Annotated in this window: 1 protein-coding gene; it reads left to right on the forward strand. The window is 60.4% G+C overall.

All coding sequences use genetic code 11. The features are described 5' to 3' along the window. Positions 1–250, forward strand: a 250-nt coding sequence (locus EN824_RS34095; RefSeq protein WP_210236392.1) for a hypothetical protein, incomplete at its 5' end; no start/stop codon positions are given. Positions 251–323: the final 73 nt, after the last annotated feature.

Consider the following 323-nt stretch of genomic DNA (forward strand, 5'->3'; position numbering starts at 1 on the left):
CGATGCTGTGTCGTCGATTCTCGACCTGGTTAGCGAGGGCATCGGCTACGCGGTGCTGCCGCTGAACGCAACCGTCAGCGACGCGCTCAAGCGGCGCTTTCGAGTGATCCGCATTACCGAGCCCACTCTGTTTAGCCGGCTGGCCATCGCCACGAGCAGCAAGCACACGCTCTCACAACTTGCGGTCCAGGCCATTGCCATGCTCGAGGAGCGCGCCCTACCTCTCTATAGCGCAGTGCGCCGCAAGTAAGGAAAGAGAAGGCAATAGAACCGCAAGGCATTGCTCTTGCGCTTGCGCAGCGGGTTTGCGGGGAGGTTTAATA

Origin of the sequence: Mesorhizobium sp. M8A.F.Ca.ET.181.01.1.1 (genome assembly GCF_004792025.1) — a bacterium.
Taxonomy (GTDB): Bacteria; Pseudomonadota; Alphaproteobacteria; order Rhizobiales; family Rhizobiaceae; genus Mesorhizobium.